The following is a 24131-nucleotide window of genomic DNA, read 5'->3' as shown; positions in this document are numbered from 1 at the left end:
ACGATTGCTGGATCTTTTGTTGAGGTATCTACGATTCCATCGCGGTGGTCAGCCCCTGAGGGCTCGCCAGGGCCGTTGGCCAACTTTTCTTCATGGATTTCGGCTATTAAGCGTGTTGGACAATTGAAATCCAGATCCGAGACGGGATGGATATCTTAAGGCTTTGCTGCTGCAACTAATCCGTGGGTAGTCCGGCGCTCTAAAGCAGGGGATGGTTATGAGATCCTGTTTAAACGTCGTATGACATCCAACACATGGATGATATTTCGTTGTCATTCGTCCAACGTAATGATGCGCTTTAGTGCACGGCTATATTGCTTACGCGTGATGGTCGCTTTTCAGCGCGGCAGGAACAGGTAGGAACCATGTCACGACGATATTTCGGTACAGACGGTATTCGCGGTTTGGCCAACCGGCACCCGATGACGTCGGAAGTTGCGCTGAAGGTCGGGATGGCGGCCGGTAAGGTTTTTCAGAACGGCACTCACTCCCATCGTCCGCGGGTCGTGATCGGTAAGGACACGCGACTGTCCGGCTATATGTTGGAAGCGGCGTTGATGTCTGGCTTTACGTCTGTTGGCATGGACGTTTTTCTACTTGGGCCGATGCCGACGCCGGCGGTCGCTATGTTGACACGGTCGCTGCGTGCCGACCTTGGTGTGATGATCTCAGCCTCACACAACAGGTTCGATGACAACGGCATCAAGTTGTTCGATCCGGATGGCTATAAGCTATCTGATGAGACGGAACTGCGTATTGAACAGCTGATTGATGAAGATTCTGCAGAGCTTCTTGCTGCCGCCGACGACATCGGCCGTGCTACGCGGGTGGAGAGTGCGCAAGAGCGCTATATCGAATACGCTAAGCGGACGCTGCCGCGAAACCTGCGGCTCGACGGACTTCGGATCGTCATCGATTGCGCTCATGGCGCCGGGTACAAGGTGGCTCCGGAAGTGCTGTGGGAGCTCGGAGCTGAGGTTATCAAGATTGGCGTTGAGCCCAATGGCCGTAACATCAATCTGAAGTGTGGATCGACGGCGCCGGAAGCGTTGATTGAAAAGGTTCACGAGGTGCGTGCAGATATCGGCATTGCTCTGGATGGGGATGCCGACCGTGTCGTGATCGTAGACGAGACGGGACGTATCGTCGACGGCGATCAGCTCATGGCGGTGATTGCAGAGAGCTGGCATCGACGCGGCCGTCTGGCTGCGGGCGGCATCGTTGCGACGGTCATGAGCAATCTCGGATTAGAGCGGCATTTGCGTGAGCTCGGGCTCGGGCTGCAGCGCACACCTGTCGGTGACCGTTACGTCGTGGAGCACATGCGCAAGCATGGCTTCAATGTCGGTGGGGAGCAGTCCGGCCACATTGTGTTGTCGGACTTTACAACGACGGGCGATGGCTTGGTTTCAGCGCTGCAGGTACTTGCGGTGGCTGTGGCTGCCGATCGGCCCGTGTCCGATGTGTGCCAGCGCTTTGAACCTGTCCCTCAGGTTCTGCAGAACGTTCGATTTGCCAGCGGGAAGCCGCTTGAGGATGAGCGGGTGAAAACGGCGATCGAGAAGGCGCAGACGCGGCTGGGTAACACTGGCCGGTTGGTTATTCGGCCTTCTGGAACTGAGCCGGTTATTCGGGTTATGGCCGAGGGCGATGACGAACAGCTCGTGGGTACGGTCGTCGGTGACATTTGTGAGGCGGTTCGTGTTGCGGCCTCGCAAGAGGCTGCGTGATGGGCGAGGCTTAAATAAACCTTAAAGCTTGCCTGTCATGGTCTACGCTGACAGCGGTTGTTATCGCTAAATAGGTTTTTGACGTCAGGTCATATGCGGACGGGCCTGATGCGAGCGGGGTAACCGGATGACCGGTTGCCCCGCTTTGATGTTTAAACGGGTGTAAAGCGCTGGTCGCCCGTCGGTCGTATGATCCTAACGTTGAGATTGCCGGACCCGGATCAGATCTGTCATTGTCGTCAGTGGGACACCTCCCCCCAACGGGAGGCTGCTACTTGGAAGGGTAGTGTACAATGACGACACTTGCTAAGCCTGCCGTTCGGCCGGCTAATCCGCATTTTTCTTCGGGCCCCTGCGCCAAGCGTCCAGGCTGGAGCCCCGCGGTTCTCAAGGACGCATTTCTCGGCAGATCCCACCGTGCGCGCGAAGGTAAGGCGCGCCTTCAGCTCGCTATCGATCGGACCAGGGCTGTTCTTGAAGTGCCGGACGATTTCCGGATCGGCATCATGCCTGCTTCGGACACCGGTGCCTTCGAAGCGGCAATGTGGACGCTTCTCGGTGAGCGCGGTGTCGATGTCCTAGCCTGGGAGAGCTTCGGCAAAGGCTGGGTCAGCGACATCGTCAATCAGCTCAAGCTGGATGATGTACGTCGCCTGGAAGCTGATTACGGCCGGTTGCCGGACCTCAGTGCAGTAGACTTCTCGTGCGATGTCGTTTTCACGATGAACGGCACCACGTCAGGTGTGCGTATTCCCAATTTTGAGTGGGTCGCGGCGGATCGTTCGGGGTTAACCCTGGTTGATGCGACGTCGGGTGCCTTCGCGCAGCCCATCGACTGGGGCAAGGTCGATGCGCTTACGTTTTCTTGGCAGAAGGTGCTGGGGAGCGAGGGGGCGCATGGCATGCTTATCCTCAGCCCTCGCGCAGTCGAAAGACTCGAGTCCTATAACCCTCGCTGGCCGTTGCCGAAGATCTTTCGCCTCACGAAGGATGGCCGGCTCATCGACGGCATTTTCGTTGGCGAGACGATCAACACCCCGTCGATGCTGGCCGTTGAAGATTATCTCGATGCTTTGGCGTGGGCCCTGGATCAAGGCGGTCTCAAGGGCTTGATGGCCCGGGCGGATGCGAATGCTCGCGTGCTCATCGATTGGGTCAACGCAACGGATTGGGTCGCCAATCTTGCTGACGATCCGGCAACTTATTCCAACACTTCGGTTTGCTTGAAGATCGTTGATCCTCGCGTGATGTCTCTGGATCGTGATGGGCAGGCGAAGTTCGCCAAAGGCATCGCGTCGCTGCTTGATGCTGAAGATGCTGCGAAGGACATCTCGTTTTATCGGGATGCGCCTCCAGGTTTGCGCATCTGGACTGGAGCCACGGTCGAAACGGCCGATGTGGCGGCGCTGCTGCCGTGGCTCGACTGGGCTTTTGAGCGGTGTATAGCCGATCTCATCCGCGAAAGCTGAACGCAGCGTGTGGCCGCGGATGGCCCCTGAGTGTCTCCCCTTTTGTTTCGTTTCTTAGGATGAACATCCATGACTACTGCCAAGGTCCTCATTACGGACAAGCTTTCTGAAACCGCCGTTCAGATCTTCAAGGATCGCGGCCTTGACGTGACGTTTGACCCGTCGCTTGGAAAAGATCCGGAGCGTCTCCTGGAAGTGATTGGCGCGTACGACGGACTTGCCGTGCGTTCGGCCACCAAGGTGACATCGAAAGTCATCGCGGCTGCGGATCGCCTCAAGGTGATCGGGCGCGCGGGAATTGGCGTCGACAATATCGACGTCAAGGCTGCGACGGCTAAAGGCATCATCGTGATGAATACGCCTTCGGGTAATTCGGTCACGACGGCGGAGCATGCCCTTTCGATGATGATGGCTCTTGCGCGCCAGATCCCGCAGGCGAATGCTTCAACGCATGCCGGCAAATGGGAAAAGTCGAAATTCCTGGGTGTTGAGTTGTTCAACAAGACACTTGGTGTGATCGGGTGCGGAAACATCGGTGCAATCGTTGCCGACCGGGCCATCGGTCTCAAGATGCGCGTGATCGCTTACGATCCGTTTCTAACGGAAGAACGTGCGGTGGCTCTCGGAGTCGAGAAGGTCGAACTCGACGCGTTGTTGGCGCGCGCGGATTTCATTTCTCTTCATGTGCCGCTTACAGATAAGACACGCAACATCCTGTCAGCGGAGGCTCTTGCGAAGACGAAGTCGAGCGTTCGCATCATCAATTGTGCGCGCGGAGGTTTGATTGATGAGGGGGCTCTCGCAAGCGCATTGCGTGCCGGACACATTGCGGGAGCGGCCCTAGACGTCTTTGAACATGAGCCGGCAACAGATCATCCGCTATTCCTCTTCGACAACGTCATTTGTACGCCTCACCTCGGTGCGTCGACCGGCGAGGCCCAAGAGAAGGTCGCACTGCAGATCGCAGAGCAGATGTCAGACCACCTTTTGAAGGGAGCGATTACCAACGCCATCAACTTCCCTTCGATTACGCCGGAAGAAGCGCCGCGATTGATGCCGTACGTTACGCTCGCAGAGCAGCTCGGCTCGTTTGCCGGGCAGTTAACGGACGTGGCGATCAAGGGTGTTCGGCTTGAATATTGCGGTGAGGCTGCCGGGCTTAATGTGAAGCCGCTGACCGCTGCGGCGCTGGGTGGATTGCTGCGTCCGTCCATGCCGGACGTGAATATGGTGTCTGCCGCCCACAACGCAGCTCAACGCGGGATCGCCGTTGAAGAGATGACGTGTTCTCAGCACGATGTTTATGAGAGTTTCGTCAAATTGACGGTGAAGACGGATAGCTATGAGCGGTCCGTAGCGGGAACGATCTCCGTCGATGGACGGCCAAGGTTTATCCAGGTGCGTGATATCGATATGGATTTCGCTCTTAGCGAGCATATGCTGTTTGTGCGCAACCAGGATAAACCCGGCTTCATCGGCAACTTTGGGACGCTGATGGGAGAAAACGGGGTCAACATTGCGACGTTTAACCTGGGGCGCGAGACCCCTGGCGGCGAAGCCGTTACCGTTGTCGCGCTCGATGATGCCGTTTCTGATGAGGTATTGAAGCAGGTTTCCCAGCTCAAACACGTTGTGCGGGCGCGCCGACTAAGATTTTGATGCTCCTTTCGGACCGGTCGTCATAATGCGGTCGCCTTGAGGCCGCACGAGGGGATATTTTCTCGGGCCGATCCGAACAAACTTAGCACTACGAGGGGCACTCAATGCTGCGCGCTGCTTTCACCTGCCTTTTTGCCGTCGTTACCGTCGCGGGAGCGGTGGCGGAAGACATAAAGGTTCACTCGCGGATCGATAGCGTGCTGGTCTTTCCCTCCGGTGCGGAAGTGACGCGCGTTGCCAAAGTGAAGTTGGACAGCGGTGCGCAGACACTCGTATTCGAGGATCTGCCTGCACAGGCTGATACAAGTTCAATACGCGTTGAAGGCAAGGCCAGCGGCGTCTTGGAAATTGGTGCGGTCGACAGCCGTCGCATCTTCATCTCTCGTGACGATGCGCAAGCGGCGGCTTCGACCCGTCGTCGTATCGATGATGAAATCGAGAAGCTCAAGGATCAAAGGACCCTTATCGAGGGGCAGATCTCCGCATATGACACTCAAGTCAGGCTCATTGAAAACCTCGCGGCTCTGCCAAACCAGCCTGCGCAGCCCGGTGCGTCCGCCTTGGTTCCGCGCGAAGATTGGTCAGCGCTTTTTGCGCTGATCGGCACGAGCATGAACGACGCACAGAGCGGTCGCCTTGAGGCCAACGTCAAAATTCGAGATCTCGACCGGCGTATCGCAGATCTGCAAAAGGAGCTTGCTCTGCTGGCCCCCAAAAGGGAGGAGCGAACAGAGATCAAGGTCTCGGTTGCGGCGCAAACGGCGCTCGATGCCGAGATGATCGTTCGTTATCAGGTGCGCGGCGCATCCTGGCAGCCGTCGTACGACGCACGGCTTTCGACAGGCTCGAAGACCGTTGAGCCAAGCCTGGATCTCGTCCGGCGTGCTACCATTACCCAACGCACCGGGGAGGCTTGGGAGGACGTATCGTTGACGCTCTCGACGACGCGACCCAAGGCCGGATCTTCAGCTCCCGAGCTCACGCCTATTACTGTTGACTTCAGAGTCGAGCCGAAGCCGCTTCCACCCCCTTCTCCTGCTCCGCAAGTGATGATGGAGCGTCGTGGTGATGCCGGAAACCGTCCCCAAGAAGAAGCCGTCATTGCGGATTCGCGCGAACGTATGGGTGCGGTCGCACGCAAAGTTGGAGTGCAGCAGCGACTGGCAACCGTTGAGAACGCGCCTTTCCAGGCGCTTTATCGCGTCTCGGAGCGAACTTCAGTTCCCGATACGGGTGAAATCAAACGCGTGCAGCTCACGCAAAATACCGTTGCGCCGCAGCTCGTTGTGAAGACCGTACCCAAGCTTGACCCTACGGCCTATCTCTACGCGAAATTTAAGCTACCCGATCGTGAGGCGCTGTTGCCGGGACAGGTCTCGCTGTTCCGCGATCAAACGTTCGTCGGAACGGGACGGTTGCCGCTGGTGAGCGGTAACGAAGAGGTGGAACTTGGTTTTGGGACCGACGACCTCGTGCGTGTCCGCTATGCGGTTGCAGGAGAGGTTCAAGGCGAGAGTGGTCTGATTTCCTCGTCCCGTAATGATCGGCGTGAATTCAAAATCAGTGTGAAAAACCTTCACGAGCGCGCCATCACTCTGTCTGTTCTCGATCAATTGCCAGTGTCTAAGCAGCAAGGAATTACGGTCGAGTTCATCGGAGCGAATAAGCCGACACGGCAGAATCTCGAAGACAAGCGCGGCATCATAAGTTGGGACAGTCAGATTGACGTCGATGAAGAGAAGGTCATTGACTTCGGATATAAGGTCGCTTGGCCGTCGCCACGCGAGATTATGTACGGCCAGTAACAAGACTACGTAAATCGGGGAGGCTCGAATGGGCAGGCGCGGATACATTTTCCTGGGGCTCATCCTGTTTGCCGTCGCGGCGGGCGTGCTTGGCTACAGACTGATGCATGAAGGCGATGCGCTGGCGCGCTATTCGTGGATCGTTGGCGAAGAGAATGCGGCACCGGAGCAGGAGCGTTCGGCGTCCCGACCGCAGGCTTCACCAGGCGCCGATAGTTTCGCGCAGGCCCGGCGTGTTGAGGGCGGTGGAACGCGCCAGGAAAAGCTCAACAATATGAAGTTGTTGGAACTCGGACTGGATATAGCCAACGTGCTGGTCGGGCTTATCGGCATAGTTCTTGCCATCAGTGGCATGCGCATGCGACGGGAAGCGCGTTCTTAAATTCTGATTATAAAAGCGTTTTTTTCTCTGTACGGCTTGTAGAGCGTCTGTCGCACTCATAAACGTTTTCAGACGGGGCAGAACGCACTATAGTATCTCAAAGCCCCGGCATGTGCCGGGGCTTTCGGTGTTTTTACGAAGGGTCGAGATGTCGAACGTCGTGGTTGTTGGCGCCCAATGGGGTGACGAAGGTAAGGGCAAAATTGTTGATTGGCTGTCGGAACGCGCCGACATCGTCGTTCGATTTCAGGGAGGTCATAACGCCGGCCATACTCTGGTTATCGGCGGGCAGACGTACAAGCTGTCGCTGTTGCCTTCCAGCGTCGTGCGCGGAGGAAAGATGGGGATCATCGGCAACGGCGTGGTGATCGATCCGTGGGCGCTGTGCGACGAAATCGAACGGCTGCGGGCGCAGGGTGTGAACGTTTCGGCAGATAACCTGCGCGTTGCAGAGAATGCGACCCTCATCCTTCCGCTTCACCGAGAGCTGGACCAAATGCGCGAGGAAGCTGCGGGAGGCGGTCGGATCGGCACGACCGGACGCGGGATTGGACCTGCGTACGAAGACAAGGTTGGCCGCCGTGCCATCCGCATCAACGATTTGAAAAACCTCGACACCCTCGGTCCAAAGGTTGAACGCATTCTCGTTCACCACAATGCTTTGCGGCGCGGGCTGGGCAAGCCTGAGGTGGGCGCAGACGCGCTAATGGCGGAGCTCTCTGAAGTGCGGACGAAGATCCTGCCCTTCATGGACGTCACGTGGGAGTTGTTGGATAGCGCTCGCCGCGCAGGTAAGCGCATTCTGTTCGAGGGTGCTCAGGGCACTCTGCTTGATATCGATCACGGCACGTATCCGTTCGTCACCTCTTCGAACACGGTGGCGGCGCAGGCGGCGACGGGATCGGGCATTGGTCCTCGTAATCTTGGATACGTTCTCGGCATTGCCAAGGCCTACACGACGCGTGTGGGTTCTGGACCATTTCCATCCGAACTTACGGATGAGATTGGTCGGACGTTGGGTGAGCGGGGCCACGAGTTTGGCACCGTCACGGGACGGGCACGTCGTTGTGGCTGGTTCGATGCCGTGCTCGCGCGACAAGCGATCAAGGTCGGTGGGATCGATGGCATCGCGTTGACGAAGCTCGATGTTCTCGATGGCTTTGACGAGGTTAGGGTTTGCGTCGGTTACGAGATCGACGGTGAGCGCATCGAACGTCTGCCGGCAGGACAAAACTCGCAAGCGCGCGTGCGTCCTATTTGGGAAACGTTCGAAGGTTGGTCAGCTTCCACACGTGGTGCACGAACGTGGGCGGATTTGCCGGCGCAGGCCGTCAAGTACGTGCGTCATATCGAGGAACTCATTGAGTGCCCCGTGACGTTACTCTCGACTTCGCCAGAACGCGACGACACGATCCTCATGCGTGATCCGTTCGAGGATTGAGGTTAGACGATCCGGTGATCCCAGCCGCTGTTCTTCAGCTTAGGCGGCTTGGATCAACCCGTGGAAACTGGCTGCTGCGCCGGTTTGAAGTTCCAGGCCGAGGATGCGTGCCGGATTGACGGGGCCCGGGAATGTGATGCTTCCTGGCGGAAGCGGCTTAAACCCGAACCGCGCGTAATAGGGCTCATCGCCGACAAGGATGACGAGGGCTATGTCGTTCGCACGGGCCAAATCTAAGCCTTCAGCGATCAACTGACGCCCATAGCCCCTATTGGCAAAAGCCGGATCAACGGCGAGTGGGCCGAGAAGTAGTGCTCTCGTGGTTCCGCCAATCGAGATCTCCGTGAAACGGAGGGCCGCGATGATGGCTCCGTTTGCAACGGCAACACGACAATAGGGAGAAACCGGCGTGCGGCCTTCGCGGACGCGATAAGCCGTACGGGCAAACCGTCCGGGGCCGAATGCGCGTGCGTGTAAGCGCGAAATTTCCGGCAAATCAGAAAGCTCTGCCGGTCGGGTGATGACGGGAGCTGCTTCAACTTTAAGCTGGTTATTCACGAGCGTGTGGTCCTCAGGGTGGTTTTTTCTTGTCGCTTCTTTCGCTCGATTGGCGGGTGGGTAGAGGTGGATTGTCTACCAGAGTTCTGCCACGGATACAGATCCTTTGATTTCGTCAATTCTGGCGCGTGTTGAGGCGTGGATTTGTTCTGGCAGGGCGTCTATCGGGAAAAAGCCGTGTTCGGCGATCTCAAAATTTGGCTTCGGGGCGACGGGTTGCTGCCATTCCCGAACTACGAAGAGTGCAATGTGATCACTGGGAAAGTAGCGAAAATTCGCATATATGCCGAAGAGTTGGGGGCGCCCCGTCATTTGAATGCCGGCTTCCTCTTTCAGTTCTCGGGCTAGTGCCGTCTCGATGGTCTCGTTCTTTTCAACGCCGCCTCCCGGAAAGTGCCAACCCGGCCTGTAGGTATGGCGGATCAAAAGAATTCGGCGGTCCGGTGCTATGACACACCCTTGAGCACCGATGGTGAGGGGGCGGGTCATGCGCCAGTAAGATTGGCGCGCGCGTTTCAAAATCCAGGATATTGGCACGGGCTAATCCTTTTACGTAGATCCGTTCGCTGGCAATGAATTTGGGCCGTCTGGAGCAGGCTGGTGGTACGAGAAAACACTGTAACGATCGCGCACATCTCAGATGTCCACCTTTCGCCCATTGCGGGATTCGGACCGCGTCATTGGAATGTGAAGCGCGCACTTGGCTATATCAATTGGCATCGCTCGCGCAAACGGGTGTGCCGGGCCGATATCGTCGCAGATATCGTTGCCGATATGAAGGCGCAGACGCCGGATCATATCGCCGTGACCGGAGATCTCGTGAACGTTGGGTTGCCGCAAGAACTGGCCGCTGCGCGTCTCTGGCTAGAAAATCTGGGCTCACCCGACGCTGTCAGTGTCATTCCCGGAAACCACGACATCTATGTGCCGATGCGCCGTGACGAGGGGGTGCAGCGTTGGGCCGACTACATGTCGCCGGACAGCTACGGTGCCGCTTTTTCAGTGGGTGACAGTGGCTTTCCTTATGTGCGGCGAATTGGTCATGTCGCGTTGGTTGGGGTCAATTCGGCAATTCCCACTCCGGTGTTCGTAGCGGCGGGTCGTGTTGGCCAAAAGCAGCGCTCGGCGCTTGGACGAATTCTCGATAAATTACGTGCAGACGGTCTCGTCCGTGTTGTTTTGATACACCATCCACCGTTGCCTGGGCAGGCTTCGCCGAGGCGTGCACTCGTTGATGCACACGAGTTTCGAGAGGTATTAGAACAGCATGGCGCCGAGCTCGTTTTGCATGGGCATAATCACCGCAATATGCGGACTTATGCGGATGGTAAACGTGGGAAAATACCCGTTATAGGAATTGCGTCGGGTTCCTATGCGATTGCAAAGGACGTTGGCGTGCTTGCGCGATATAATTTGCTGAGGTTTACGCGCCGAGAGGACGTAGACCGGATTGATCTTGTCGGCCGGGGGCTCAAGAAAAACAACGGCCCAATCGTCGAACTCGAACGGACTGAACTCTCGCCGCACCAAATTGAAACCGGAGCATCAAAATGACCGTCCTTGAGGCGCGTAAACCATTTCACGCGCGCCCGCTTTGGCTGCTCGTTCTGTCTGCGGCAAGTATTGCCGCGATTGGTATGGGTCTCAGGCAGGTTATGGGACTTTATGTCGTTCCGGTTTCCGAGGCGTTGTCTTTGGGCCGCGAAGCTTTCGCGCTGGCGATTGCGCTGGCTAATCTCGTATGGGGCATGGCCGCCCCATTTCTCGGGATCATATCTGACAAGTATGGTGCGGGGCGCGTCATTGTGTTCGGTGCGGTGTCGACGGCGGTTGGCATGCTGCTGATGTGTTGGGCCAAGACAGAAATGGATCTGATCTGGTCTGGCGTTGCCTTGGGGCTTGGGGTCGCCGGAGCGGGCATCAACGCGACCGTTGGAGCCGTCGGCCGGGCAGCTCCGCCGGAAGAGCGGACGGCTGCAATCGCGACGGTTGGCATTGGTGCAGGCATCGGGCTGCTTCTGGCGTTGCCGTATTCTCATCTGCTGATGGAGGCGCTGGGCTGGCAGACAAGCCTCATCGTGCTTGCGGGCACAGCGATGATTATTCTGTTGCTCGTATGGCCGCTGTGCGGAGGTGCGACTTACGAGGCGACGCAGAGTTCGGCTCAATCGGCAGGCGAGGCTTTCCGGGAAGCGATGCGGCTGCCGAGTTTCTGGCTCCTCAATCTCGGATTTTTTGTTTGCGGATTTCACGTCATCTTTTACGCAACGCATTTGCCGCCGTTCGTTGCGGATCAGGGGCTGGGTCCTGAGATCGGTGTGTGGGGGCTGACGGCTGTCGGTGTGGGTAACCTTTTGGGGACCTATCTCGCAGGTCAATGGGGCCGCAGACTGCCAAAGCGCTACGGGCTCAGCCTCATTTACATTTGCCGCGTCTTCATCTTCTTCGGCTTCCTGTATCTGCCTATGAATGGGCCGACGATTATCATTCTCAGTGGTCTCCTCGGCGTCCTATGGTTGTCGACCATTCCGCTAACCAGTGGGCTGATCGCAACGTTTTTCGGGGCGAAATGGTTGACCATGCTTTACGGCGTTGTCTTTTTTTCGCATCAGATCGGATCGTTTCTGGGTGTGTGGCTTGGCGGCGCGATTTATGATCGCTTCCAGTCCTATGATGCGATGTGGTGGATCTCGATCGCGCTTGGGCTATTTGCTGCGATCGTTCACTGGCCTATCGTAGAGCGGCCAGTGGCGCGGTTGAATCCGCAGATGGCGACAGCGGGTGCATCGCCCCTACGTGGAGTGGCAGAGCCATGAACAACCATGCTGACGATCGGATCGTGACTTCCGGCGATCTCGCTATGCCATCGTGGGTTCGGCGCGTGGTCTTCGCTGTCGTCGGACTGGTGATCGCCGGGGGCCTTTATCTCATAGCGGTGCGTGGGGACGCTCTGCTGGCGGATCTCTCCGCCCTTGTCACACTGATTTGCGGTTGAGCACCTACTTTGTTGCGATATCGCCTCGCGATTTTAGAACCGCGAGTGGCGCTGCATGACCTGAGTTGAGGACCGATTTGTGCGTGACGATCCCGACACCTCTTCTCCACACTCCTCTCCGAATTCGGGAAATACACTGCAAGTAGCTAAGTCTCGTTCCTCGCATATGATTTGGTTTGCTGTTGGCATTCCGTTGGTGATGCTTGTTGTCGGGGTCCTGCTAATTGTCTCGGCCGTTTCAGACGGCGATACGGCAACGCGCTCAGCATCGATGCCGGCGGAGATCGAGGTGCGGACGCCCGAAGTTTCCGCTTCTCAAGCCGATTTTCCCGAAGCTGTACGAGAAACATCTGTTGCGCCGCAAACGCCCTGGCTCGAATTGGATGCTCAAACTCGGCTCACTCGCATCGGGGTTGGATCGTGTCTCAGCCAATTGCACCCGCAGCCCATTTGGGAAGGTGTTCTTGGGCTCAAGCAAAGGCCAGAGCTTTTTCTCATGCTCGGCGACAATGTTTATGGGGATATCAAAAGCTCAGGTGGGGATGAGCTGATCGAGGCCTACCGCATGCAGGCCGTTCAACCCGAATTCGCAACAGCGCGTGCCGCGTTGCCGTTTCTCGCCACATGGGATGATCACGATTACGGTCTTAATGACGGAGGCGCGGATTTCCAGCATCGGGAGCTATCGACTGAGCTCTTTCTCGATTTCTGGAAAATGGCACCGCCTCAGCCTGCAGGTGGGATTTATTATTCGCGATATTTTGGGCCCGATGATGCGCGCGTGCAGATTATCATGCTCGACACGCGTTCCTTTCGGAGTGCTCTCAAGGTCAAAGGCGACCTATTCCCGTTCTGGGGGCGTTATGAACCGTCCTTCGACCCGGACCAGACGATGCTGGGAGAAGCGCAATGGCACTGGCTCGAGGCAGAACTCAAGAAGCCAGCCAAGATACGTCTCCTGATCTCATCGATACAGGTTTTGTCGGAAGGTCATGGCTTTGAACGCTGGGGCAATCTGGCGAAGGAACGCGCACGTCTTTTGCAGCTCTTGGGAGATGTCGGCGCCAGGGGTACGATCCTGCTTTCGGGAGACCGGCATGCGTCGGCGATTTATTATACGACAGTGAATGGCAGCCAGGTCGTGCCCGAACTTACAGCGAGTTCGCTTAACCGGCCCTATGGGCCGTCACGCGACGGGAGAACCGATGAGCTGCTTACGGCGTTATTCAGCGAGGCGAATTTTGGTCTCGTTGATATTGACTGGGAGCGCGCGCAGGTGGCGCTGACAATTAAAGGTGTCAACGGTGAGACGTTGGAGTCTCTACGATTTAAATTTGCGGATCTCGGTATCGAACAGTGAGTGCCCGCGGGCCGGTTGTTGCGAGGGCAGGACAATGCGGAGAACAAGAAAATGAAACGGCTGTTTCACCTCATTCTCATGGCAACGTTTTTTCTGCCTCAGGCTGTACGCGCGTCAGAGTTCAACAGCGTTTCAACGCAGGAGTCGTTCGCTGATGTTGCCGCTTATGTCGAGAGTGCGATCATCAATCAGGGATTGACGATCGACTACAGCGGCGAGGTGAACAAAATGCTTGAGCGAACCGGTGGAGATGTCGGTTCGACAAAGACGATTTATACCGGTTCCAAATTCTTTTTATTCTGCTCGGCGAAGCTGTCGCGGGAGATGATGGAGGCGGATCCTACCAACGTCGGCTTTTGCCCGTTCATTGTGTTTGTCTACGAAACGGCCGCCGAACCCGGTGTCGTTCATGTCGGGTATCGCCGACCGGGAGCAGGGAAAGGGGAAGCTTCCAGCAAAGCGCTGGAGAATGTCGACAAACTTCTGGAGTCAATCATCAAAGAAGCTGCGGAATAAAAGTTATCTTATTTTTGATTGCGCCGAGATCAAATGATCTTCAGGAGTATTCCGGTGGCGTCGTCCGTTGCTTTGACACGTGGATGGCTTTTGCAAGACGCATCCGCAATTTCGATTTCGCGTAGTTCTCTTACGATCGCCTCTAGGCCACGTGTGATGGCGGCGTCGATCAATTCGTTTGGCTTGTAACGTTGGTAAAGTTCGCTCAAGCGCGTGAGGCCATCGCTTGCAATCAAGATATGATCACCTGGCGTGACATCGAGGCTACCGGTTGCGACAAACTTCGGCGGCGGTGGTGTTATGGACAGAGCACCGTATCCGTCCGGCAAATTGATTTTTGCGCGGCGTTTTCGAATCTTCGGCCATATGAGCGCTTTCACCTCGTCGTGTGAGGCAGTTGCATTCTGCTCTTGAAGGCTAACAACGACTTTTGCCGTCGACCGATCACCGGCCTCCGCGCCTCCTAGCCCGACGGTGTGCGTGTTCCCATCGGCTTGTGCGATCAACGCGCAGTCACCAACCGCGACATAGTCGACGCGATCACCATTGGCGCGAATGATCATTGTTGTCGCAGACGGATATTCATGCCGGCCGGCAGGTTGGCGCGTGATTGCGCGATCGAATGCTGCAGCGACGGTTTCGCATATCCGCGCCGGAAAGTCGTCGAGGTGCTCCGGCGGCATTAGTGCGGCGGTTGAGATAGTGCGATGAACTGCTTCCGCAAACCAAGCGGCGTCGGTCCCACTGCCGATCAGTGGTGTTTCTATGACGTCAGTGGCGCCATCGATGACCCATGCCATTAGTCCGCCGCAATGTCCGTAGCGATCCTCGTTCGCCTCACCTGACGCGAGGGAGATACTGTCGATGACTTCGAAGACCATTTGTCACTCCAGCAGGATTTGCCTTTGTTCGGCGGAATAGTGCGTGGATATGCCTAGCGCAGATCTTGATAGCTATGGTCTCTCGGCAACGTGATTGTGAAGACCTAGTGTGTCGCAGTGGAGTTGATCGCACAGTGCGCCATTCTTGATCTATGGTGAGAGACGCGTGGCGGTTGGAAACCGTATTTCAGTTCACTAAGGGCAAGCCCTCACGGGCCGATCTGCGTCCATGTCTGGGTCTGGATGGGCATTATTGTTCGTCCGTAGTCTTCACTAGTCATTGCCGTTGAAGGCCTTATGAAGGGGGTGCTCCGCAATCGTGCGCATTTTTAAAAATCAGTTGACCATTAATCTGGCTTTGCAGGGTGGGGGAGCCCACGGTGCTTTTACGTGGGGCGTGCTGGACCGGCTTCTCGAAGAAGAAAATATCGAGATTGGTTGGGTTAGCGCGACCAGTGCCGGAGCAGTGAATGCGGTTGCTCTCGCAGGCGGATTGGTCAACGGCGGTCGCGTGGCGGCACGCGCTAAACTGCATGAAGTTTGGGAGTCCGTTTACAAATCAGGGGTACCTGATCTCCTGCGGATGAATCCATTTCTCTACAGTCTCAGCCGTTCACCTGCACTCACGCAGGTTGCCAGTTTGTGGTCACCCTATGACTTTAATCCGTTGGGCTTCGATCCGTTGCGCCGGATTCTGACCGATGCGATCGACTTCGATGCCTTGCGAGATGGATCACCCATCCAATTGTTGATTGCAGCGACTGAGATTGCGACGGGGCGTGCGCGTTTGTTTCGCAATCACGAACTCACAATCGAAAGTGTGCTGGCTTCAGCATGCTTGCCTACGATCCATCATGCCGTTGAGATCGATGGCAAAGCATATTGGGATGGCGGCTTTTCAGCCAACCCCGATATCGTAACGTTAGCCGGTGAGAGCCCTGTGAACGATACGTTGATCGTTCAGCTCAATCCTACGGCGAAATCAGGGTTGCCAACGGGCGTGCGAGAAATTGCGGATCATGCCAACAGGCTGACGTTTAATGCGCCGTTGATCCGCGATGTCGAGATTATCGAGACAGCGCGTGAGGCGGTTGGCCACTTTGGACGTTTCGGGCTTCGCGGCCGGCTTGCGCGTTTGGTCAAGCATCGGTTCCACCACATCGAGGCTGGCCGCTACACAAGCTCTCTTAGCCCGGAGTCCAAGATCAAACCGGATTGGGAAACCTTTATGTATTTGCAGCGGGCCGGCAGGCTGGAAGCCAGTAAATGGCTAGACCGGCATCGTGCGGATGTCGGCGTAAAATCGACTGTCGACCTCAAGGCGCGTTTTCTTGATGCCCGTGATGAAGCGGCTACGCAGGGCGGCGAAGCCGGAGAGGCTCAGCCCCGGGATCGGATCGCCGGCTGAGTTCCAGCAATCGCTTAGGGGCCGGCGACGAGACGGGCGTAGCCTTGATGAACCGTCTCGGCCAGAATTTCCGCGTACTTGGCGTAGTGCTTTGATGCCGATGTAATCTCACCAAGCTGATCAGGGCTTATCGTTTCCGTTTTCACATAGACGATCGGTGACGCAACGGGCACGAGCATGGCGCCCTGCCGGTTCAGCGTGGAGATGATGCCGCGCATATAGTCGGTTTGATCGAGCTGCGAGACCATCACCATACGCATCGCGCCTTTGGTCAATGACACGAGATGAATGAACATCGAGGATGCGGGGACGTAGATCCTTCCCCGATGCTGGAAGTTCACATCCGGCCGATCGAATTCTTCGAACAAGAGGCTGGGCCAGTCTGGGTCCCAAACGATCTGTGTCCGGTAGGCGATAATGAGATCGGGCTTGGAAAACGCCGGACGGATAGTGAGGTAAGACCCGATGTAGTGGTCGACCGCTGCCCGTGTGTAAGCGCCCATGTAAACGGGAGCTGCGAGCCCACCGTCACCACGAAGTTCCATGGGACCGGAGACTACAGAGCCGGTCCAAGCGGCTTTTATGTCAGCGTACTCAAGGCCCAGCACCATGCAGACGTCAAAGAGAGTCTGGTCCCTGACTGAGCGGCCCGCGAGCAGGTTCTGGACCGTTTTTTCATGACAGTCGGCAGCGTCAGCGAGTTCGGACTGTGTCAGCTTCTTCTCGACCATTGCTGTGCGAAGTATGGCAATTGCCGTGTCGCGATGGGAAGGCCGAGGAATATCGCTCATTAACGTGCCGGGCTGGAGGCGCAAGATCGGTGCCGGCGAAAAGCCGGAATGGAATTGTCTTCTTGCGGGAAAATACCGTTACTTGCGGGCCCTTGGCAAACGCCAAGCACGGAATATCTCGCAATTTTTAATCGTGAGTTCGATTGTCAGCACGATGAGCGATTTATGTGCCGTCAATGTGATGGGCGTGAAACGATGCTACGTCCGGCGCAAAGTTCATAAGAAAAGGCGGGGAACTCGTCGTTCCACCGCCCCAGAGTCTTCGTGATTTTTTTATTGTTTAGGCTCAGCTCTTGCCGAGAACCTCGATGCTGACCGGTACAACGCCTGCGTTCTGCATGCCGATCGAGTGAGCAGCGGCTTTGGACAGGTCGATGATGCGGCCCTTCACGTAGGGACCACGATCATTGATCTTCACGACGACGGAGCGACCATTGTGATGGTTGGTCACACGTACACGCGTACCGAAGGGCAGCGTTTTGTGAGCAGCGGTCATGGCGTTGGGGTTAAACCAGCCACCGGATGCGACGCGCTGCGGCTGCCAGTAATAGGACGCCTTGCCGGATGCCTTGTGACCGGTGCTGCGATAGGCGGTTTTAGACGAACCTGATTTCTTGGCTGCCTTGGAATAGGTCTTCTTACCGGAGCTCTTAGCACTGTACTTTTTGGTCTTCTTTTTCGTGCTGTAGCTTGCGGACGGCTGCTTGGGGGCGCTCGTTCCGAGCTTCGACTTAGAAGCCCCACCGCAGACGTAAGAAGCGCCGACGCATTTCCAGGTTTGCTGTGAGGCTTGAGCTTCCACAACCCCGAAAGACATAGCAGCGACGAACAGCCCTGTAATCAGCTTGCGCATGTTACGTTCCTTTTCTCAAACACGGCAGAGCTCAGGCGCACAAAATCTCCCCCAACCGGGGATCGGCCCGGTTGCCAAAACCAAGGATCAAGCAATTTAGAAAGTACCCTCAGTGCAGGTGCGGAGTGATGACCTCACATGTACCCTTAGCTACTCGTCAGAACTCTTTGCTGCCGTGGCCCTTATTAGAGCGTACCCACCTGTAAACATGTGTACCTGTTCTGACGGGGCGAACGTGACCACCGCGAAATGTGGCCGTCAACGCTGAAATAATCCCATTAAATTTAACTGATGGGTGCATATCTTTGAAAAGACAGCGTTTTAAATTTTAACTTTGGATGTAGCCGCGACTGCACGCCGCAGTGCCGCAGCAACTTTAACCTTTCCGAGTGGCTGAATTTGCAATTGGACGTGCACAGAGCTCCGCTCTGAATTTCTGTCGGCTCACCGTCAGATGGAGGCGAAAGTTATGAAACCATGGCAAAAACGAATTAGGACCCCAATGCTGGTGTTTGCGTTGGGCCTGGTGGGAATAACGTGCTTCGGCGCGACAGCTGACGCGCGTATCGAATGCCGTAACGGCAGCCAACTGGTTGGCGGGAATTGGATCTCAACGCCGTACTGCGAAGATCAGCGGGTCGCTGAGGTGGCGGCGGAATATGGAATGCGGGTTTCGGCAGACGCTATTCGTAAGAACCCGAACGTGAAGAAAGAGGTCTGCCGGCTTATCGGCCAGGACATACGCGTTGATATGGCTTGCCAGACGGTTTTGCCACAGTTACGCGGCCGCGGCCTCTAGTTGCCGCGGCTGATTTGGATGTGTGTTGGCTCGATCGTTGTTTTTTAGTTGCTGGTTGAAGCAGCAGTGAGCGAAGCGACGTCCAAGTTCGGGCTGAGTTCCGCGTCGTCTTTTGGACGGCGCACTCGGCCATCGAAATGTGCGCCTTCGGCGATCGATAGCGTACGGTGATGGATGTCGCCCTCGACCCGCGCCGTTGAGGTGAGTGTAACGCTGCTGCCGCGAATGGCACCGTCGACTTCACCCTCCACTGAGACAGAATGTGCGGTCACGACCCCGGTGACCTTACCACTACGGCCCACGACGACTTCCTTGCCATTAATGTCGCCTTGGATGTTGCCGTTGATGTGCACGCGGCTCTGGGAAACAATTGTGATCTTCTGGCCGACGATAGCGAGATCGTCACCAATGATCGACGTGGATGTCGGCGATTGTTGGTTTCCAGCAGGCTGTTGTTGTTGAGAAGGTAATGGAAAAGCCGGGGGACTGGGCGGTTGAGGTGGGGTTGCGTGTGACGTTGAAGGTAGCGGCTGTTCATGGGGCTTCTGATCTTGATTCGCGCTACGACCAAACACGTTCAACCTCCATATTACCCTAAGTCCAGGAGGGATAACCCTCGACACGGACTCTTCCCATCGAATCACGGCAGCATGCCTGTGAGCGTGATACCTGTCGAGCAGCATCACGTCTTTTCGGCGCTATGATGACCGTGGCCTACAATTTGAGGTTTTCGTGCTGATTTTGGGGCGACATGGAGGTTACGCGCGAACTTTTGTGGCTCGCGCGTCTGAAATACGTCACTGAGCTCGACCCTCAGGGAATGTAGAGGTCCACGAAGGGAGCCCGAATATAAAGACCGCCCCGATAGCGTCGCCTCACATAGGGGCGATAGTAGTAATCGTCGTCATAGTAATAGGGCGTGGCGCTGTATACGTACCCATACCGCCTGTAGGGACGATACCGATAATAGCGATACGGTCGATAGGCGTAGTAATCTCCGTCGCCATAGTAATAACGCCGGCCGACCTTCAGTAGAAGGCTATCATTCTCAGCTGTACTCTTGGTCGACGAGACCGCTGGATTGAGAGGGAGCGCGCTGACGGAAGTTGAGGCAAGGCCTAACATTATTAAAGCGGCGATGCCTCCCAACACGCGGCTACCCGGGATCAATGCGGACATAACATCTCTCCTTTGCCCATCCCACAGCGTAGACTGTGTAACGACAACCCGTGTTGAGCCCTAGCGGTTCCATGGCTGAAATTGTTTGGCTGGTCTGCGCGGCGGGGATAGCTAAGGGTTTGAAATATCAGTCGTGTACGAGGGCACGCGACACCAGCCAAATGCCAAAGGCTGCGATTGCCAATGCGGGCCAGATTAGAAACGCTTCCGTTTTCTCAAGGATCATGGTGCGCCCGATTGCGAGGAGGATTGCGGCGTCTTTGTTTGAAAAGAAAACAGTCCAGTATGCTATCTGTACAATGGCAGGGATTGCGACGGCGGCAGCAAAGACCCATAGCGGCCACCGCCGCAGACCTAGGCTGTGGTAGCGGGCCGTCAGTATCCATATCAGCGGAATGATTATTGCCAGAGTCGTTGTGGCGGGCCCGTAAAAGCCAAACCATCGCGTATTGAGTAGGTACAGGACCAATGCCAGCGCCGCTCCGAAGGCGGCAGTAGAGATAAAGCCCTTCAGAAATGTAGCGTGAGACATTAATCAAACCCCAGTCCAGAAGCATTTGCGGGGGCGCGTGGATACGTTTGGCCTTCGCCACGTCGCGAGATCTATGAAAACTAACTCGGTGGTCCTCAATTGGCCCTAGGGCTGGGCATATTTGTCGAAAGTTGTGGCTTCGGGGCTTCAGGGGGACACGGAATGTTTGCCGGGCCCTTGTCACGGGGATAGCAACCCGCTTCAAACAATGACTGTTGCGGGAGTTCAGGGACACGGGAAACCGCCATGCTTTTAGGCGCGCGTATCTTTGTTGCAGTCGCTTTTACAATACTCGGGGCAACCTTTATCGCCACGACCGGTGCCCTTTACTATGAGTTTGGCTATCAGGCGAAAAGCGATGCGTGGATTTCGCTCGCGACGTTCTACAGCCACTTGTTTATTTTTTTCCCGCTGTTTGGCGTGTTGGCGCTGGTGGCGTTCTATGTGCCATCGTGCGTCTTCGTAGACATGTATTGGCGGCATGTCTCCTGGGGCAAGCTGCGCTTTACATTAGGCCTGCTCCTCGTCGCCGCCATATCCGTCGGCGCGGGCTGGGGCCTTGGCGGTGGGCAACTTCGTTCCATTTGGGAAGTAAAACCAGAAGTTCTGGCTGAAGATCCGGGCGATCCGCCGGGCTGCAATTCGGCGCAGCAATCGTGTCTGCGGGTTCCTGTGATGACGGCGTTGAGCGATGTGGTGGCGCGCAGCAAAGCGCGGGCTGGCATGTCGCAGTTTGTGCGCAATTGCGAACCCGATCCCTTAATCGAGACGCCCCCTGAGCAACTGTCGCGACGATATTGCTTTGCAGCTCAGACGTTGGTCGACGCGGCGACGTGTTGCCAAGCCCAGAAGCAGTTCGGATTGGCTATCCGGAATATGTTCGAGCCTGAGGCCAACCGTTCGTTGATGGTGAAGGTTCACAAGGCGCTGCTGCCGTTCAAGATTTTCTTCCTTTTGGTGGTATTTCTTATTGCCCCGCTGCTGGCGATCCGCCGTCGCGGCATTGCCGAAAACTATGGGCCCTGGATCATTAAGATCGAACGCGGTGTTCTGGTCGGGGCGGTGGCGATGTTGTTCTTCCCAATCATGAACTTGGCATTTCTGCAGTCGTCGGGCTTGCTTTATGGAACGGCTCTCGACTCCGTCTATCGGTCGATCTCTTGGCCGTTGATGTTGACCTTCGGCGGTTGGGCGCTGTTGTTGCTGTTCTTCTTCTTCCGCGATGTCGACAAGGATATTGAGACGGTTGCACGCATCGCCGGTGTTGTCGGTTCCGCGCTGGCTGTGACCAAGTACCAGCTTATTGTCGACTACGCCGTTCGCTTTATGGGCTCCGGGGCGTCGATTACGACGCTCGGCATCATTGCCGCTCTTGTCGGCATCGCGTTCCTTGCCATTGTTCTCCAGCCTAAGCTCAAGAGGTCCAAGGCGAAAGAAGTGCAAGAAGCGCTGGAAACGGGAAGCTAGCGGACGATGATCTCCGGCCCCATCAAAAGCGTTGGCAGGAACGTTGAGATGATCGGTATGTAGGTGATTATAATCAGGAACACCACGAGGACTGCAACGAACGGCAAAGCGGCTCGGACGACCTGAATCAAGTTCATTCCGGTTATTCCGGAGGTAACGAACAGGTTCAGGCCGATGGGTGGTGTGATCATGCCGATTTCCATGTTCACGACCATGATGATACCGAGGTGGATCGGGTCCACCCCAAGCTCCATTGCGATGGGAAAGACGACTGGGGCAACGATCAGGAGAAGCCCTGAGGGCTCCATGAACTGGCCGCCCACAAGCAGCAAGAGGTTCACTGCAATCAGGAACGTGAACCAGTTGAAGCCGGCTCCTATCATCCATTCCGTGATTGCCTGAGGGATACGCTCCGAGGTCAATACGTGTGCGAAAAGCAGCGCGTTCACGATGATGAACATCAGCATGACGATGGTTTTCGATGAGTCGACCATAGATGCGCGCGTGTCAGCATGAAAGAGCGCCGGGAAGAAGACTTTCACGATGAGCCACGTGTTGCGCCCCCAGGGCGGGAGGCCTTTTAGTAGCGTGAGCGGGATGCCGCTTATGCTGCTTTCCGGATCGCGGAGCATAGGGTAAGCGAAGAGTATAATTATTGCACCGCTACCCCCAATGAGCGCTCGATTATCGAGCCCGGCGCCGGGCAGGAAAAAGAACGACAAGATTAGGAAAACGAGAAAAAAAGATCCTGCGTAGACAGAGGCAAAGAAGCCGACACGCGTGCGATGGTCGGTTCCTTCCAGAAGCCAAGGGACGTTTTTGAGTGGGCCGATATCCCGGTAAATGAAGAGAGCGACGAAGCCAGCGTAGACTGCTGCGACGGCTGCGGCTTCTGTCGGTGTGAAAGCACCTCCGTAAATGCCTCCGATTATTATAACGATGAGGAACAGGCCCCAGGCGGCGTCCTTGCCTGCTGAGATGAGTTCGTGAAATCCCTTCCATTCTTCCGCGGGAAAGTTTTTGACGCGCGCCATAATGTAGATGGCGATCATCAGCATCAGTCCAGCGAGAATGCCAGGGAGGACGCCAGCCAGAAACATTCGACCGACCGACACGTCAGTTGCGGCCGCGTAGACCACCATAACGATTGAAGGCGGAATGAGGATGCCGAGCGTGCCGGCATTGCAGATAACGCCTGCGGCGAACTCCTTCGTGTATCCGACCTGACGCATGCCGGCGATGGCGATGGTGCCGATTGCGACGACAGTTGCCGGTGACGATCCCGATAGAGCCGCAAACATCATACAGGCAAATACGCTCGCGATGGCGAGGCCACCGCGTATATGCCCGACCGCAGCTATCGCGAAACGGATGATGCGGCGCGCCACACCGCCCGTGGACATGAAGGTAGACGCGAGAATGAAGAAGGGAATTGCAAGCAGCGTATAGTTCTGTGAGCTGGTGAACAGTTGCAATGCGACGGACGACATCGAGTCGCGAGAGAAAAATGCGATGATCAGAACGCTGGAAAGACCGAGGGCAACGGCGATCGGCACACCGAACAACAGCATACCGAGAACGAGTGCAAATAAGATCCCTGCTTCCATTGCCTCACCCCGATGCGCTTTTATTCGCGAATGGATTGTTTGGTCGATGCCACGAGATCTTCCGCTTCGTGGCTGGCAATAATCGTTTCACGTTTGCCACGCGCGATGTCGATGAAGGCTTGGAGGGAACGAAAGGCGAGCAATGCCAGGCCGACGGGTAAGATCAGGTAGGAAACCCAACGGTGAACGCGATCCTGAAGGCCAAAGGTTTGCTGCACCCATTCCGGATAGCGCAGATCATCCAGGCCGATCCCGATCTTGTACATCTTCGTCCAGTAATCCATGGCGCCGCCGCGCGTGTTCGCGCCGAGCACCTGCATCCAGTCCGCACTGAACAAAATGACCGCGTACAGGATGCAAGCCAGCGCGGCGAACAAGGCCGTGATGCGGTAAATGGGTTTGGGAAACAGGCGGACGACGGCATCAATGCCAAGGTGTGTTCCGGCTTTGATGCCATAGCTCATCCCGAACAAAATCATCCAGGCGAACAGGATGCGGGTGAGTTCCAGAGCTCCGTTCCAACCCGAATTGAAGACATAACGCATGATGACCTGGGTAAAGGAAATCAGCGTAATGGACGCCAAGAGCAGAGCGAGAATGTTTTCCTCGAGCCGCGTGATAAATCGCGACAGCGTCTGCATGCGTTTCTCCCCCTCAAGGCCGAATTGGTGGCCTGTTGGCATAGCGAAAAAGCGCCCC

24 protein-coding genes are annotated in these 24131 nt (G+C 56.4%); 14 read left to right on the top strand and 10 right to left on the bottom strand.

Annotated features, from left to right (window positions below):
* Positions 1-365: 365 nt before the first annotated feature.
* The 6 genes from glmM (at position 366) to BLS30_RS06820 (ending at position 8486) form a co-directional block, all read left to right on the top strand.
* Positions 366-1730 carry a phosphoglucosamine mutase gene (gene glmM, locus BLS30_RS06845; protein WP_046475670.1) on the top strand — a complete coding sequence of 455 codons (1365 nt, stop codon included), beginning with the start codon at positions 366-368 and terminating at the stop codon, positions 1728-1730.
* Positions 1731-2023: 293 nt separating this feature from the next.
* Entirely contained in the window at positions 2024-3199 is a 1176-nt protein-coding gene (locus BLS30_RS06840; RefSeq protein ID WP_090227653.1) for a phosphoserine transaminase, read from the top strand.
* A 69-nt stretch (positions 3200-3268) separates the two neighbouring features.
* Positions 3269-4858: a phosphoglycerate dehydrogenase gene (gene serA / locus BLS30_RS06835; protein ID WP_090227650.1), complete on the top strand. Its 1590-nt coding sequence runs from the start codon at positions 3269-3271 to the stop codon at positions 4856-4858.
* 104 nt (positions 4859-4962) lie between these two features.
* The gene (locus BLS30_RS06830) at positions 4963-6663 is read left to right on the top strand and encodes a mucoidy inhibitor MuiA family protein (RefSeq protein ID WP_090227648.1); all 1701 of its coding nucleotides are present in this window, start codon (positions 4963-4965) and stop codon (positions 6661-6663) included.
* Between the two features lie 28 nt (positions 6664-6691).
* Positions 6692-7045 carry a hypothetical protein gene (locus BLS30_RS06825; RefSeq protein WP_046475685.1) on the top strand — a complete coding sequence of 118 codons (354 nt, stop codon included), beginning with the start codon at positions 6692-6694 and terminating at the stop codon, positions 7043-7045.
* Positions 7046-7193: 148 nt separating this feature from the next.
* Complete coding sequence (locus BLS30_RS06820) at positions 7194-8486, top strand: adenylosuccinate synthase (protein ID WP_046475688.1); 1293 nt, start codon at positions 7194-7196, stop codon at positions 8484-8486.
* Positions 8487-8525: 39 nt separating this feature from the next.
* On the opposite strand, the gene BLS30_RS06815 is transcribed toward BLS30_RS06820, so the two are convergent.
* Together BLS30_RS06815 and BLS30_RS06810 are read right to left on the bottom strand one after the other, a co-directional pair.
* The gene (locus tag BLS30_RS06815) at positions 8526-9044 is read right to left on the bottom strand and encodes a GNAT family N-acetyltransferase (RefSeq protein ID WP_170832425.1); all 519 of its coding nucleotides are present in this window, start codon (positions 9042-9044) and stop codon (positions 8526-8528) included.
* 75 nt (positions 9045-9119) lie between these two features.
* Positions 9120-9581 (bottom strand): NUDIX domain-containing protein, encoded by a 462-nt coding sequence (locus BLS30_RS06810; RefSeq protein WP_244466786.1) that lies wholly within the window; start codon positions 9579-9581, stop codon positions 9120-9122.
* A 63-nt stretch (positions 9582-9644) separates the two neighbouring features.
* Between BLS30_RS06810 and BLS30_RS06805 the strand changes: the two genes are divergently transcribed.
* The 5 genes from BLS30_RS06805 to BLS30_RS06785 all read left to right on the top strand — a co-directional run bounded on the left by BLS30_RS06805 (position 9645) and on the right by BLS30_RS06785 (position 13915).
* Positions 9645-10598, top strand: coding sequence for a metallophosphoesterase family protein (locus BLS30_RS06805; RefSeq protein ID WP_090227645.1), 954 nt, complete (start codon positions 9645-9647; stop codon positions 10596-10598).
* On the top strand, positions 10595-11860 hold the full coding sequence (locus tag BLS30_RS06800) for an MFS transporter (protein ID WP_046475699.1): 1266 nt from the start codon (positions 10595-10597) through the stop codon (positions 11858-11860). Before BLS30_RS06805 ends, BLS30_RS06800 begins: the two co-directional genes overlap by 4 nt.
* Positions 11857-12039, top strand: a complete 183-nt coding sequence (locus BLS30_RS06795) for a hypothetical protein (protein ID WP_046475703.1) — start codon at positions 11857-11859, stop codon at positions 12037-12039. Before BLS30_RS06800 ends, BLS30_RS06795 begins: the two co-directional genes overlap by 4 nt.
* A gap of 166 nt (positions 12040-12205) precedes the next feature.
* Positions 12206-13399, top strand: a complete 1194-nt coding sequence (locus tag BLS30_RS06790; protein ID WP_090227641.1) for an alkaline phosphatase D family protein — start codon at positions 12206-12208, stop codon at positions 13397-13399.
* A 51-nt stretch (positions 13400-13450) separates the two neighbouring features.
* Positions 13451-13915 (top strand): DUF302 domain-containing protein, encoded by a 465-nt coding sequence (locus BLS30_RS06785; protein ID WP_076605364.1) that lies wholly within the window; start codon positions 13451-13453, stop codon positions 13913-13915.
* Between the two features lie 29 nt (positions 13916-13944).
* Here BLS30_RS06785 and BLS30_RS06780 read toward each other — a convergent pair whose 3' ends face one another.
* The gene (locus BLS30_RS06780) at positions 13945-14796 is read right to left on the bottom strand and encodes a protein phosphatase 2C domain-containing protein (protein ID WP_090227638.1); all 852 of its coding nucleotides are present in this window, start codon (positions 14794-14796) and stop codon (positions 13945-13947) included.
* A gap of 319 nt (positions 14797-15115) precedes the next feature.
* Between BLS30_RS06780 and BLS30_RS06775 the strand changes: the two genes are divergently transcribed.
* Complete coding sequence (locus BLS30_RS06775; protein ID WP_244512384.1) at positions 15116-16204, top strand: patatin-like phospholipase family protein; 1089 nt, start codon at positions 15116-15118, stop codon at positions 16202-16204.
* Positions 16205-16218: 14 nt separating this feature from the next.
* Here the strand turns inward: BLS30_RS06775 and BLS30_RS06770 are convergent, their stop codons facing one another.
* Together BLS30_RS06770 and BLS30_RS06765 are read right to left on the bottom strand one after the other, a co-directional pair.
* A complete protein-coding gene (locus BLS30_RS06770) occupies positions 16219-16995 on the bottom strand; it encodes a helix-turn-helix domain-containing protein (RefSeq protein WP_046475715.1) in 777 nt (258 codons plus the stop codon).
* 286 nt (positions 16996-17281) lie between these two features.
* A complete protein-coding gene (locus BLS30_RS06765) occupies positions 17282-17848 on the bottom strand; it encodes a septal ring lytic transglycosylase RlpA family protein (protein ID WP_046475718.1) in 567 nt (188 codons plus the stop codon).
* Between the two features lie 469 nt (positions 17849-18317).
* Between BLS30_RS06765 and BLS30_RS06760 the strand changes: the two genes are divergently transcribed.
* Positions 18318-18647 (top strand): hypothetical protein, encoded by a 330-nt coding sequence (locus BLS30_RS06760; RefSeq protein WP_244466787.1) that lies wholly within the window; start codon positions 18318-18320, stop codon positions 18645-18647.
* A gap of 44 nt (positions 18648-18691) precedes the next feature.
* Here BLS30_RS06760 and BLS30_RS06755 read toward each other — a convergent pair whose 3' ends face one another.
* From BLS30_RS06755 to BLS30_RS06745, 3 genes are all read right to left on the bottom strand, one after another.
* Positions 18692-19222, bottom strand: a complete 531-nt coding sequence (locus BLS30_RS06755; protein ID WP_170832424.1) for a bactofilin family protein — start codon at positions 19220-19222, stop codon at positions 18692-18694.
* A 238-nt stretch (positions 19223-19460) separates the two neighbouring features.
* Complete coding sequence (locus tag BLS30_RS06750; protein ID WP_090227633.1) at positions 19461-19826, bottom strand: hypothetical protein; 366 nt, start codon at positions 19824-19826, stop codon at positions 19461-19463.
* A gap of 127 nt (positions 19827-19953) precedes the next feature.
* A complete protein-coding gene (locus BLS30_RS06745; RefSeq protein WP_090227631.1) occupies positions 19954-20358 on the bottom strand; it encodes a hypothetical protein in 405 nt (134 codons plus the stop codon).
* Between the two features lie 246 nt (positions 20359-20604).
* Between BLS30_RS06745 and BLS30_RS06740 the strand changes: the two genes are divergently transcribed.
* Positions 20605-21825: a hypothetical protein gene (locus BLS30_RS06740; RefSeq protein ID WP_090227628.1), complete on the top strand. Its 1221-nt coding sequence runs from the start codon at positions 20605-20607 to the stop codon at positions 21823-21825.
* Here BLS30_RS06740 and BLS30_RS06735 read toward each other — a convergent pair.
* Both BLS30_RS06735 and BLS30_RS06730 read right to left on the bottom strand, forming a co-directional pair.
* Complete coding sequence (locus tag BLS30_RS06735) at positions 21822-23432, bottom strand: TRAP transporter large permease (protein ID WP_090227626.1); 1611 nt, start codon at positions 23430-23432, stop codon at positions 21822-21824. The genes BLS30_RS06740 and BLS30_RS06735 overlap by 4 nt on opposite strands.
* Before the next feature lie 20 nt (positions 23433-23452).
* Positions 23453-24073, bottom strand: a complete 621-nt coding sequence (locus tag BLS30_RS06730; RefSeq protein ID WP_046479782.1) for a TRAP transporter small permease — start codon at positions 24071-24073, stop codon at positions 23453-23455.
* Between the last annotated feature and the right edge of the window lie 58 nt (positions 24074-24131).

It is taken from the genome of Filomicrobium insigne (assembly GCF_900104305.1).
Lineage (GTDB): Bacteria > Pseudomonadota > Alphaproteobacteria > Rhizobiales > Hyphomicrobiaceae > Filomicrobium > Filomicrobium insigne.
The sequence above is the reverse complement of the archived record's forward strand: the minus strand, read 5'-3'. Positions and strand labels throughout refer to the sequence as shown.